At 46.4% G+C, this 12037-nt stretch carries 11 protein-coding genes and 1 tRNA gene; 6 read left to right on the top strand and 6 right to left on the bottom strand.

Annotated elements, in window-relative coordinates; genetic code table 11:
- The first annotated feature begins 53 nt into the window (after window positions 1-53).
- On the top strand, window positions 54-1295 hold the full coding sequence (locus tag QUA97_RS06565; protein ID WP_194066913.1) for a histidine kinase: 1242 nt from the start codon (window positions 54-56) through the stop codon (window positions 1293-1295).
- Between the two features lie 183 nt (window positions 1296-1478).
- Window positions 1479-1817, top strand: a complete 339-nt coding sequence (locus QUA97_RS06560) for a hypothetical protein (RefSeq protein WP_194066912.1) — start codon at window positions 1479-1481, stop codon at window positions 1815-1817.
- A gap of 172 nt (window positions 1818-1989) precedes the next feature.
- Here QUA97_RS06560 and mutT read toward each other — a convergent pair whose 3' ends face one another.
- The gene (gene mutT, locus QUA97_RS06555; protein ID WP_194066911.1) at window positions 1990-2400 is read right to left on the bottom strand and encodes an 8-oxo-dGTP diphosphatase MutT; all 411 of its coding nucleotides are present in this window, start codon (window positions 2398-2400) and stop codon (window positions 1990-1992) included.
- Between mutT and QUA97_RS28265 the strand changes: the two genes are divergently transcribed.
- A complete protein-coding gene (locus QUA97_RS28265) occupies window positions 2377-2598 on the top strand; it encodes a hypothetical protein (RefSeq protein WP_370589035.1) in 222 nt (73 codons plus the stop codon). The two genes, mutT and QUA97_RS28265, sit on opposite strands and share 24 nt — an antisense overlap.
- A gap of 97 nt (window positions 2599-2695) precedes the next feature.
- Here the strand turns inward: QUA97_RS28265 and QUA97_RS06550 are convergent, their stop codons facing one another.
- The 4 genes from QUA97_RS06550 to QUA97_RS06535 all read right to left on the bottom strand — a co-directional run bounded on the left by QUA97_RS06550 (window position 2696) and on the right by QUA97_RS06535 (window position 5769).
- Entirely contained in the window at window positions 2696-3037 is a 342-nt protein-coding gene (locus QUA97_RS06550; protein ID WP_194009546.1) for a DUF760 domain-containing protein, read from the bottom strand.
- 230 nt (window positions 3038-3267) lie between these two features.
- Window positions 3268-4227, bottom strand: a complete 960-nt coding sequence (locus tag QUA97_RS06545) for an RNA polymerase sigma factor, RpoD/SigA family (RefSeq protein ID WP_194066910.1) — start codon at window positions 4225-4227, stop codon at window positions 3268-3270.
- A gap of 609 nt (window positions 4228-4836) precedes the next feature.
- Window positions 4837-5613: a TrmH family RNA methyltransferase gene (locus QUA97_RS06540; protein WP_194067135.1), complete on the bottom strand. Its 777-nt coding sequence runs from the start codon at window positions 5611-5613 to the stop codon at window positions 4837-4839.
- A 74-nt stretch (window positions 5614-5687) separates the two neighbouring features.
- Window positions 5688-5769 (bottom strand) — tRNA-Leu (locus QUA97_RS06535).
- Window positions 5770-6077: 308 nt separating this feature from the next.
- Between QUA97_RS06535 and QUA97_RS06530 the strand changes: the two genes are divergently transcribed.
- Window positions 6078-6932: a Uma2 family endonuclease gene (locus tag QUA97_RS06530; RefSeq protein ID WP_333194003.1), complete on the top strand. Its 855-nt coding sequence runs from the start codon at window positions 6078-6080 to the stop codon at window positions 6930-6932.
- A 511-nt stretch (window positions 6933-7443) separates the two neighbouring features.
- Here the strand turns inward: QUA97_RS06530 and ald are convergent.
- Window positions 7444-8532: an alanine dehydrogenase gene (ald, locus tag QUA97_RS06525; protein ID WP_194067137.1), complete on the bottom strand. Its 1089-nt coding sequence runs from the start codon at window positions 8530-8532 to the stop codon at window positions 7444-7446.
- 283 nt (window positions 8533-8815) lie between these two features.
- On the opposite strand from ald, the gene QUA97_RS06520 reads away from it, so the two are divergent.
- Together QUA97_RS06520 and QUA97_RS06515 are read left to right on the top strand one after the other, a co-directional pair.
- Complete coding sequence (locus QUA97_RS06520; protein ID WP_194067138.1) at window positions 8816-10351, top strand: DEAD/DEAH box helicase; 1536 nt, start codon at window positions 8816-8818, stop codon at window positions 10349-10351.
- An 82-nt stretch (window positions 10352-10433) separates the two neighbouring features.
- On the top strand, window positions 10434-11657 hold the full coding sequence (locus QUA97_RS06515) for a DUF790 family protein (RefSeq protein WP_194067139.1): 1224 nt from the start codon (window positions 10434-10436) through the stop codon (window positions 11655-11657).
- The last annotated feature ends 380 nt before the right edge of the window (window positions 11658-12037 follow it).

Genomic DNA, 12037 nt, shown 5'->3' with positions numbered 1-12037 from the left:
AAATCTAAAGCAAGTATTAAATTAAAGTAGAAGTGAAATAACTCGGCTCGGCAATGGTCAATTATTTTCACCCGATCGAAAAAGTCAACAGCGTCAATCCCGCACCAGGCACCGGCGACACCGACAGTTCTCCCGAACTGCCGGCCAATCCCGCACCGCTTTTACAGCTTTTGCTGTTCGTAGACAAGCGTTCCTCTTCTAGGGAACAGACCAGACACATCCGCAAGTTCCTACAGGATTTGAAGGCAGAGTGCGACTTCGATCTTCAAATCGTCGATGTAGGAGAACAGCCGGATTTAGCCGAACACTTTAAACTTGTAGCTAGTCCCTCCCTGCTCAAAATTCATCCAGAGCCCCGACAAACTCTCGCCGGCACCAATCTGATCGCCCAACTCAAACAGTGCTGGCCCCGCTGGAAGCGTGCTGTAGAAGAATACGCCGCCCAGCAGCAGTCTGCCCCAGCTCTGACGGCAGCAGCTCTGGCAGACCCAAAACCAATTTATTCGGTTGCTGGCGCTACTGAGCTGGTGCAACTTGCGGATGAAGTTTTTCGGCTAAAACAGGAAAAAGAACACCTCCAAGAGCAGTTGCAGTTGAAAGACCGGATTATTGCGATGCTGGCTCACGACTTGCGGAATCCTTTGACGGCGGCATCTTTGGCTTTGGAGACTTTGGAGTCAACTCAGAAGGTGAAAGAGGGGGAAAAGTCGCGTTTGACACCGGCTCTGGGGGCTTATTTGATGAAACAAGCCCGCAGCCAAATCCGAATTGTCGATCGAATGATTACAGATATCCTCGAAGCGGCCAGGGGCACAAACGCTCAACTTCACATCCAAGCAAAAAAAATTGAACTGGGAGCGATTTGTCAAGATGTAATCCTGGAATTTCAAGATAAATTTCAGGCGAAAAATCTGAAATTAGAAATAGACATTCCCGCAGATTTGCCCTTAGTTTATGCCGATCCCGATCGCATGAAACAAGTGATTGCTAACCTGCTAGACAACGCCAGCAAGTACACCCCAGAGGAAGGAACTGTTAGTATTTCTATGCTCCACCGCACTGCTTACAAGGTTCAAGTGAGCATTTGTAACAGCGGCCCTGGTATTCCTCAAGAAGATTGTGCAAGCATTTTTGAAGACAGCTTTCGCTTGCAGCGAGATAAATCAAAATACGGTTACGGCATTGGGCTGTCTCTTTGTCAAGGTATTATCCGCGCCCATTACGGTCAAATTTGGGTAGACTCTGTACCCGATCGAGGCACTTGTTTTCACTTTACTCTGCCTCTTCAAAAATAACTGTCAGTAATAACTGTCAGTTGCGGTTCCCTGAACCCTTCGACTACGCTCAGGATAAACTCCGTCGAAGTGTCAATTCTCAGGGACACGGCAGTGCCGTGTCCCTACGGGGATATTGAATGTACCTCATAAACCTGTAATCTGTTGTATTATGTGCGATCCGAAAGATGGTAGGGAGGTTTTGTGGAAATATCGATCGGAAAAGGCGTCGGTAGCATCCAATTTGGACAAGATGAACAACAGATAATTAATCAATTGGGTAAACCAGATAAAGTATATGAATTAGAAGGATCGAAGCGCCTACAGTATTTTGATTTGCAAATAGCAGTCGCGATTGAATGCGAACACGAAAACAAATTTGGTTGGGTAGAAGTTAAAAATCCAGATGCCTTGCTCTTCGGTCAAAAATTAATTGGTGAATGTGTAGAAAAAGTATTATCTGTTATTTCGGCTGCGATTGCCGACACACCAGAATATGAGGATTATGGAAGTCTCGAAACTTATTTCTATGAAAACCAGTAGTTGGAGTTGCAATTTGAATTGAATCGACTTCGATCGATTAATATTGGCGTTTTATTTATTGATAATAATACTCCCAATTGGCCGTAGTTTTTTGGTTCTATCGCTCTCACTATGAATAACTTTTGCTGTGATATTTGGCGCAAATATTTAAGTAAAAACGCGACTTATATAGCTAAGAGCGCTCCTTAAGCAAAGCAGCAATAATCTGTGCGTTTGCCTTGGGAAAAGTAAATTGGTCAATTTCGTCGAGTGACACCCAGCGAATTTCATCGCACTCGATCGTTTGCGGTTCCCCGCTGACGTGGCGGCAGTGGTGTACGTAGAGCCTAACTGTAAATTTAGTGTAGTCGTGGTCAATTGTAATCAGGCGATCGCCCACTTCGACGACAATTCCCAACTCTTCCATAATTTCCCGTTGTATGCAAGCTTCGATCGTTTCCCCAGGCTCTATTTTACCGCCCGGAAACTCCCAAAAACCCCCGTGTAGTCCGTGTTGTCGGCGCTTGTCAATCAAAATTTGTTGTCGGTCATTCCAGATCGCAGCAACGCCGATAACTTTGTGGGGCACAGGAGAAAGAGACATAGTTATTGGTTATTGGTTATTGGTTCTTGGTTATTGGTTATTGGTTATTGGTTATTGGTTCTTGGTTCTTGGTTATTAATATTACGCCAAATCAGGAGACGACATTTCTGTATCCCTACAATATTATTGGGGTACGGATACAGAAATGCCGTCTCCTCCGTTGCTATCATTTCGCTCGTGCAACCGGAATTGATATGACAACTCACAACTGCCAACTACCAACTGCCAACTAACAATAGCCCCCCATCTTCCGAGGGGGGCTTGACATTTGCAGAGCTTAAATGTTAGTAACCGACTAATCTTCCGAGCCGTGTCTCTCACTGGCTTGTATCGACTTTTCAAAAGTCATGCGCTGTTCGGCATTTTTGAGAAAATAACCGCTAATCATTGCCGAGGCGAGCAATCTACCCAAATGTTCGCGACTGGTAGTCACTGTCACCCCGAAGTGTTCCGAAGGCAAATTTCCCAAGAGTCCGACAATATTTCGCTCCATTACTTGAAACACTTCATGAGAAGTCGGTTTAGACAACTGAGAAACAGTGTCGGGAGCCATTGACTGCACGTATTGCCATAATAAATTGGCATTTTCTCCGTCTTCTTCAAAAAATTCTGGGGATTTATTAGATGAATTACTCACGAGTACCTCCGTTTCAGAGACAGCTTATTATTTGAGATGCGGGCAGTTAAATTAAATAACCCTTACCTTATCCGATCGCTGTTGATCTTTATTACTAAGTAATTACTAATGTAGCAGGACAGTCGGCACAACCAAGTGGGTACAACCGAATTAAAGGCGACGGTTTTTACGATTTTTAGATGGGGAATTGGCGATCTGGTGCGTCCGGATCGCCTCGATCCCCAATCTAGCTAGCTGGCTAGATAATCGTTGATATCTTGCTTGCGCTTGCGGAGTTTGGTCAAGGCTTCCCGTTCGATTTGCCGCACCCGTTCCCGACTGATGTTGAGACGATCGCCTATTTTTGCCAAAGTTAAGGTTTGACCGTCTTCTAAACCGAACCGCAAGGCGAGGACTTCTCGCTGTTGCTGAGTCAGTTCCGCCATCAGGTGATCTAGGTCAGTCCGCAGGGAAGATTGCAGGGCAAAATCTTCTGGGGTAGTACCGGTATCTTCCAACAAATCGCCCAACTCTGTATCTTGATTGTCTCCCACGCGCAAGTCTAGGGAAAGCGGGAGGCGCGCGCGATCGAGATATTCGCGAATTTGCTTGGGAGTCAAATCTAACTCAGCAGCCAATTCAGCAGGAGTAGCCGCGCGGCCGAGCTGTTGAGCTAGCTGGCGCTGAGCTTTTTTAATTTTGTTGAGTTTTTCGGTAATGTGGATCGGCAGGCGGATGGTGCGACCTTTTTCGGCGATCGCCCGCGTAATTGCCTGACGAATCCACCAATAAGCATAAGTTGAAAATCTGTAGCCCTTTGTCGGGTCAAATTTTTCGACTCCCCGCTGCATCCCGATCGTCCCTTCCTGAATGAGGTCGAGTAAATCTACGTTGCGCTTGATATATTTTTTGGCGACAGACACTACCAGGCGGAGATTTGCTTCCACCATTTGGCGCTTGGCCCTTTCGCCGTGGTCGATCGTCCGCTGCAACTGTGCCTCAGACAGCCCGACTGCCTGTGCCCATTCAGCCGCCGTCGGGTCGCGGCCTAACTCTTCGGCTAAAATCTTTTTCTCCTGATGCAGTGCGGCCGATCGCTGTACCTGTTTCCCGTAGAGTATTTCTTGCTCATGGGTCAACAGGGGAACGCGGCCGATTTCCCGCAAGTAAGCACGAACAGAATCTGTATCTGAGGACTTAAGAGTTTTCATGAGCTTTTCCCGCTGAGGATCTTTGCCTATAAAGGTTTGCGGTAGTCGCAAACCTTTAGTTTTAGTTGAGAAGGAAAGCGGGCGGGGATTTGCGCTTTCCTTCCATTTAAAGAGGCTTCGTTTTATGGTAGCTAGCTGCTACTCCCACTCAGCACCATCTCAGGTTAGGTTTTGGTTGGGGGGTGCAAAATACTACTTGTGTTAAGAATCTTAACATTTGTGAGAGCGGTTAGCTACATTTCTTTACATTTATTTCATGCAAGGCTGCACTGTATAGGTTTGAGAGTACCCGCAAACTAATTTTAGAGTTGCATCGTGTTAAACAAAATCAGCCAAATCTCAGAGGGGGAGATGGGGAGATGGGAGATGGGGAGAGAGGGAGAGGGGGAGAGGGGAGATGGGGAGAGGGGGAGAATTAGGAAAATCTTCCTTGATGCTCCCAAAAATAGTCAACTGACTACTGACTACTGACTACTGACTACTGAGATAGAGGGCGGGCACCGGGGCACCGCCCCTACCACTGACTACTGAGAGAGAGGGCACGCACGCACCATCCACCGCCCCTACCAACAGTCAACAGTCAACAGTCAACAGTCAACTGACTAATGACTAATGACTTCTTTGTCGTTGAGCTTCGTACAGGATGAGGGCAGAGGCGATGGACACATTTAATGATTCTACGCTGCGGCTGAGGGGGATTTGGATTTGTCGATCGGCCAAACTTCTCAATTCGGCTGACAATCCAGCACCTTCGTTACCCAAAACGATCAGAGTCGGCACTCGCAAATCTACTTCCCAATAAGTTAAACTCGCACCGGCAACGGTTGCTAATATTTGCATTCCCCGATTTTTGTACCCGGAGACTTCGGCGGTTAAATCTGGAGTGACTGCTACGGGTAGCTTAAACCAAGCTCCTGCTGAGGCGCGCAGCACTTTGGGATGGTCAAAATCGGCGCTGTCTGCGCTCAGCAGCAAACCGTCGGCATTAGCAGCCGCGGCCGTGCGGACGATCGCCCCCAAGTTGCCTGGATCTTGGATAGTTTCGAGGGCTATTCCTAAAGTTGATATTTCTGCCGGCGCTGTGGCGGTGCGGGGTGCGGTGGCGATAATGCCGTCTGGTTTAACTGTGGTGGCGATCGACTCTAATACTTTTTCACTGACTAATTCTGTGCGATCGGCCAAACTACCAATTTGCTCCCACAATTTCCCGTGGCGATCCAACCATTCGGGAGTGCAGCAAACTGTTTCTAGCGGGTGTTTAGCGGCGCAAGCTTCTTCGAGCAAATGCGTCCCTTCTAGTAAAAATAATTGTTGTTCCCTGCGTCCCTTCGAGCTGTGCAGCTTGCGGATTTCTTTGACTAGGGGGTTTTGAATACTTGTCAGCATTGTGTTAATTCAGCAGAGCGAATGGGGTTATTTCCTGTATCGGGTTAACCCCAAACTTTTTTCTGCCTTGAGAATGCGGAACCCGGGACTTGAACCCGGAAGGCTTGCACCACATGAACCTGAATCATGCGCGTCTACCAATTCCGCCAGTTCCGCATCGGTCACGAATTAATACTATGCACTATGTTCCCAAATTTGTCAAGTGTTTTTGGCAATTAAATTTTTATTGGGAATGCGAGTGTTAACTAAACTTCAATACATGGCATAAATGTTCGATCGCCCTGTCAACCGCAAATTTAAGGCAGATTGACACAGATTGACGGAGATAATTTCGATTTTTTAGCGATCGAATGAAGCGAATTCAAGTTGAATGCTGACATTGGTGGAAAAACTTAATATTGCCTGAGTCCCTTGGCTGATGATGTTAAAATTGTATAGGCAGATAGTTCTCATCTCGGCTACCTATGTCTGAGCCATTAATCCTCGATCCGAGTCAGTTGCCAGATATTAGCAACTTAGTTCTAGAAGACGATACTCCTTTGGATAGCTTCATTAACGAAAAACAGCAGCGACTGCTGACAACGGTTTTGTATAGCGGTGGCGATACAGGGATTACTGTTCCGTTTATTGCGGCGGCAAATGTTGGTTTGTTCAGCAGCATACGTCAACCGGGAGTCGCCCCGGATGTTTTTCTCAGTATCAATATTACTGGTGCTGAGGATTGGTGGGAAAGAAAAGTGCGATCGTATTTATTTTGGGAATTTGGCAAACCTCCCGAAATTGCGATCGAAATTGTTTCCCCAACTCCGGGAAATGAATTAAGCAGCAAGTTAATAGACTACGCTCGAATGCGAATCCCCTATTATGTTGTGTACGATCCGCTACGGGAGTTGAGAGGTAGCACGCTGCGAGTTTTTGAGTTGCAGAATCAATCCTACGCGCCCAAAACTGATGCTTGGTTTCCCGAAGTCGGTTTGGGACTAACTCTGTGGGAAGGTGAATTTGAAAAAGTCGGTGGTACTTGGTTGCGCTGGTGCTATCCTAGTGGCGATCCCATTCCTACAGGCGACGAACTGGCGGCACAAAAAGATGCTCAGTTATCTCAAAAAGATGCTCAGTTATTGGAGGAACAAGCGCGGACTAAACGAGCATTTATTCAGATGATCGAACTCGGTTTGAGACTGAAATTTGGAGAGGAAGGATTGCTGCTGCTTGATGAAATTTCGGCAATTTCTGATGTTGCTGTTTTGCAGGCGATCGCATCTGGCATAGCAGCAGCCAACAACCTCGATGAAATTCACCAAATTTATCAATCATAATTTTACAAAGTTAGTAATATCATGTTTGTCTAATTGGCAATTATATCATAATAATTTTTGCTAGGGGCGGGTTCACCAACAATTTTTAATTCCCACAGACAATCTCCAAAAACCCGCCCGCGCCAAGCGACATAAATTAGAGCGCGCGCTAATCTCAGAAACCCGGTTTCTTCCTATGTTTTTCCTGTTCAACTCAAATTTATCGGAGAAACCGGGTTTCGACGCACTAATTGAGAAATGAAAATTTAATAATTTAAACATCTGCCACACTTTTCTCTCTTCAGAAGCGGTGAGGTAAAGAGAGGTAGAGCCTGGTAATATTGTTTCCGCTTGCATTGGAATGATTTAACCTTATTAGAACACAGAGTACACAGAGTCCGAGAATATATATCTGAATCATTCGGATGCTACAGGATTTGATATAACGAGCAATTTAACGCTTGGTTCGTAGTGCGGACTTTAGTCTGCACTACGAACCAATTTTATCGTTGTAAATCGACCGAACACGATATTAATCGGCTAAATCTGGGAAAACTTCGCGCACCGCCGGATGCACCAATCTGTGATTCTGTACGTTCAATCCCTTCGCCAAACTCGGATTCATTTCCAATGCTTTAATCCCGTTATTTGCTAACTGCAAAACATAGGGCAAAGTGCTGTTATTCAAAGCTATGGTCGCTGTCCAAGGCACTGCACCGGGCATATTTGGTACGCCGTAATGCACAACTTCTTCTTCGATATAAGTAGGATTTGTGTGAGAAGTTACTCGCAAAGTTTCCACGCAGCCACCTTGGTCAACGGCTACGTCAACAATTACAGAACCGGGGTGCATTTTGGCAACAAATGCGCGAGAAACGAGCACGGGGGCTTTTTTGCCTAACACTAAAACTGCGCCGATTAACAAATCTGCATCGGAGATAACTGCTTCTATTTGTAAAGGACTGCTGTAGAGGTATTCTACTCTGGAACCGAACAGAGTTTCTAAGTAGGCTAGGCGATCGACATTTACATCCAAAATCTGCACTCTAGCGCCCATTCCTAGAGCAATACGGGCTGCTTCCGTGCCGACGATTCCGCCGCCCAAAATCACAACTTTGCCCGGTTGTACCCCCGGTACGCCGCCCAAAAGTACGCCTCTGCCACCTTGCTGCCGTTCCAGATACCGAGCTCCGAACTGCACGGCCAAACGCCCTGCAATAATGCTCATCGGTGTTAGCAGTGGCAATTTCCGGTCGGGGAGTTCGACGGTTTCGTAGGCGATGGCTTGGACTCCGCTGTTGATTAATTGCTGGGTTAATGCGCGATCGGCTGCTAAGTGCAAATATGTAAATAGCAACTGCTCTTTTTGAAGCAGCGGATACTCAACCGGAAGCGGTTCCTTAACTTTAACAATTAGTTGCCGGTTCCAGACATCTGAAGCCTTTGATACAATCTTAGCCCCTGCTTGAAGGTAGTCCTCGTCGGTAAAACCGGCCCCAACACCAGCATTCGTTTCGACGAAAACTGCGTGACCTTTGTCGGAACAAGCCCGGACACTTGTGGGACTGAGCCCTACTCGAAACTCTAAATCTTTGATTTCTTTGGGAACGCCTATTTCCATCTACAACCTCTGAATCTCAGGCTTATATCGATCGAATCTAACTTAAAAATAATTCCTACCGGAACAATACCATTGGAAATTTTAGATTTGGCAATCCGGCTGGGGCTAGGCGAACAAATTTTTGATTTTCATCCCGTGGGATTTGAATTGCTTAAATTTTAGATCGATCGCAGATTTAGGGTAGATTAACACGGATTAACGCAGATAATTTCAAGAAGAGTCAATATATTCGATCGATCGCCTATAATTTAACAGGCTTGCACTCAGCGCTTCTCAAAAACAAATGCCACGCATACCTACATTAACATTCGATCGCGGAACGCTATTGTTGCACCCGCCGCCCAAGGGCAGAGACTGGGTGGACTTTGCTACGTGGGACGATCGCGTGGAAAAATTCCGAATTCGGGCAATTCACTACCGCCCGCTGGTAGAATCTCTCCAAGCTGAGTGTACTAATTTCACCGACGAAGCCAAGGGATACGAACCACTCGAACTCGTACCCAGCGTCGCAATGCAGCCTTACCCGCATCAAAAAGAAGCCTTAGCAGCTTGGCAGCAAGCAGGAAGCCAAGGAGTAGTAGTCCTCCCCACCGCTTCCGGCAAAACTTATTTGGCACAATTAGCCATGCAGGTCACGGGTCGCAGTACATTAATTGTAGTACCAACTCTCGATTTAATGCACCAGTGGTACGCTAATTTGAAAGCTGCTTTTCCCGACATCGAAATTGGATTGTTGGGCGGAGGTTCGCGGGACAAAACACCAATTTTAGTGGCAACTTACGACAGCGCCAGCATTCATGCAGAAACCTTGGGTAATAAATACGGGTTGTTGGTTTTTGACGAATGCCACCATTTACCAACGGACTTTTATCGAGTAATATCCGAATATGCGATCGCCCCTTTTCGACTCGGACTGACAGCAACACCAGATCGCACTGACGGCCGCCACAGCGATTTACATTTCCTCGTCGGCCCGACAGTATATAGCAAAAGACCAGAAGATTTGGCAGGCGACGCCTTAGCCGACCATAAAATAGTTCAAATCATGGTAAAACTGTCAAAAGAAGAAGGATCTCGCTACGCCGAATTAATCAACCTTCGCAACGACTTCTTAAAACAGTCTAACATCAAAATATCCAGCCTCGAAGGATGGAAACAGTTTATCATGGCCAGCGCGCGATCGCCCTTGGGAAGACGCGCCATGCTAGCCCACCGCCAAGCCAAAGAAATCGCCCTTTGTACCGAAGGAAAACTGCGAATTTTAGCTCAAATATTAGCAGAACACTCTCCCCAGCGCACCCTAATTTTCACCGGAGACAACGCCACAGTTTACCGAATTTCCCAAGAATTTCTCATCCCCACAATCACCCACCAAACCCCAGTCAAAGAACGTCACGAAATCCTCGATCGCTTTCGCAGCGGCGAATACAAAACCCTCGTCGCTTCCCACGTCCTCAACGAAGGAGTAGACGTACCCGATGCCAGAATTGCTATTATATTGTCAGGTACAGGAAGCGAACGCGAATACATCCAGAGATTGGGTCGAGTTCTCCGCAAAAGCAGCGATGCAAACAAATTAGCAATTCTCTACGAAGTAGTCACCGAAGACACCAGCGAAGAAAGAACATCCCAGCGTCGCCGAGGAGGAATGCAGCCTCACAAACCCCAACCAAAAACACAAATAGAACCGCCGCCCACAGCATATCCCAAATTAGAAACTGTCAAACCAACACCAATTTACGGAATCAACCGAGAAACCACAAAAAAAGCCGCAGAATCACCCGCAAAATGGGGAGAAGATGATGAAATTCCCTGGTAGTCAGCCTAAATACTTCTTCCTTCCTTCTTCCCTTCGCGTCCTTTGCGCCTTCGCGGTTCGTTAAAAATAAAACTATTCACAAATGCTACCAACCGACTTACTAAGCCACCGCCAAAACGGAGAATCAATCATTCCCCTACGTCTCAAGATAGATGCGAAAAACTTAGAAGCAGCGACAGAAATGATCAACTGTTTCCAAGAGTCGATCGGCAAAACCCAAGGCGAACTCGACGGACGATTACTAGAATTAGAAGGCGACAGCCCCGACTATCGCCTCAAACGGGGATTAGCGCATCTGCTGAAGGGCGGTTTCTCCACCTTGGAAGTCGTCAGCCCCCTAGAACCATCAGACTTGAGACAGCGAGTATTTGCGTTGTCAGCGCGATCGACTCCCAGCCCGCAATCCACCCAATTAACCCTCGAAACAGTAGCCACAGAGCTCAGCCAAGACTTAAACAGAGAAGTCGTTACCGAGGAAATCAAAACAGGTTTATACGCCGATTTAAACGAAAACAAAATCCTCACCCAATTTGACGCACCAACACCCGAAAACTTGCTTCACAGATACAACCTTTCTCAAGTTCAAGGCATATTTTACCGCGCCAGTCAAGTCAAATTAACCGCCCACCGCAACGATCCAGGAGAATACAAACTCCTATTTCGCTATCTGAAACTATTTCAGTTAATGACCTACATTGAAGGCGATGCAGACCACGGTTTTACCCTCACAATCGACGGGCCCACAAGCTTGTTTAAACCCAGCACCCGCTACGGCTTAGCCCTCGCCAAAATGCTGCCCGCACTCCTACACGTCACCAAGTGGAGTATGCACTCAACCCTGCAAACCAAAGATGCTTTTAGCGGTGTTGTGAAAACAGGTAAATTCACCCTAAATTCCGACTGCGGTTTAGTCAGCCACTATCCCCCAGGCAAACCCTATGATAGTATGTTAGAAGCAGCATTTGCCGACAGGTGGGACAGCTTAAAAACCGAGTGGAAACTCGAACGAGAAGTTGACTTAATTCCGATTCCCGGAAGCGTGATGATTCCCGACTTTCGCTTAGTGCATCCCGACGGGCGAGTGTTTATATTAGAAATAGTTGGCTATTGGCGGCCGGAGTATTTACAAAAGAAATTTGCTCAAGTACAAAAGTCTGAATGCGATAATTTGATTTTAGCGATTTCCGAACGTCTAAATTTGGAAAAAGCTGGGGTGAATGTAAAAGATGTGCCAGCAAAAGTAGTTTGGTTTAAAGATAAATTGTTGCCCAAATCAGTGCTGGAAGTCCTTGATGAGGATACATAAGTTGTTGTATCTAGATTGTGTATGGTGATAGAGGGGGAGATTGGGAGATTGGGAGATTGGGAGATTGGGAGATTGGGAGATTGGGAGATTGGGAGAGAAGATTTTTGATCGCCAAAATATAGAACCCATTTGATATCTTTGAGTTTTTGGGTTGGGTGACGATAAATATAGAGAGAAACTGGTTTCTGAGATTTACACAAGGGGCGAAAAACCGGGTATTCTTAGAGTTTTTGGTTGGGTGACGAGAAATATAGAGAGAAGCCCGGTTTCTGAGATTTACGCAGAATAGATATCAAATGAGCTCTATACAATTTAAATGCACAACAGCTTAATATATTTCAATACGGTTTACTTAAGTCAACGTAGCGACGCACCCTAGA

It is taken from the genome of Microcoleus sp. CZ3-B2 (genome assembly GCF_036705055.1).
Lineage (GTDB): Bacteria > Cyanobacteriota > Cyanobacteriia > Cyanobacteriales > Microcoleaceae > Microcoleus.
The sequence above is the reverse complement of the archived record's forward strand: the minus strand, read 5'-3'. Positions and strand labels throughout refer to the sequence as shown.